The organism is Rhizobacter sp. P2_H2 (assembly GCF_056403375.1).
On the sequence record NZ_JBFUFP010001785.1, the window covers coordinates 1 to 598 of the forward strand.

Genomic DNA, 598 nt, shown 5'->3' on the forward strand with positions numbered 1-598 from the left:
GCGCAGCCGCGGGTGCGCGAGCTGCTGTCCAAGGCGCGGCGCGCCTACGCGAAGCGCGGCGCCCTGCCCCGCAAGAAACCGGCGCTCACGCGCGAGCCGCTCGAGGCGCTGCTCGACACGTGCGACGCGTCGTTGGCGGGTTTGCGCGACCGCGCCCTCCTCCTCTTCGCGTTTTCCAGCGGCGGCCGCCGGCGCTCAGAAGTCGCGCTCGCCAGCATGGAGAACACGCGGCGCGTCGGCGACGCCTTCCTCTACACGCTGAGCCACTCCAAAACCAACCAGAGCGGCGTCGATCGTGCAGAGAATGACAAGCCCATCGTAGGGAGAGCTGCACTTGCGCTGCAGGCCTGGCTGGCTGCCGCCGAGATCGTCGCGGGCCCCCTCTTCCGCCGCGTGCGGCGCGGCGGCAAGCTCGGTGAGCCCCTGTCGGCCGCCGCCGTGCGCGACATCGTCAAGAAGCGCTGTGTGCTCGCCGGCATCGACGAAGGTTTTTCTGCCCATTCGCTGCGCTCAGGGTTCGTCACCGAGGCCGGTCGTCAGCAGATCCCGCTCGGCGAGACGATGGCGATGACGGGGCATCGGTCGACAGCCTCATTGG

Annotated in this window: 1 protein-coding gene; it reads left to right on the forward strand. The window is 70.1% G+C overall.

All coding sequences use genetic code 11. The features are described from left to right. A partial coding sequence (locus AC1D15_RS36200) for a tyrosine-type recombinase/integrase (RefSeq protein ID WP_477829888.1) occupies positions 1 to 598 on the forward strand: 598 nt, incomplete at both ends.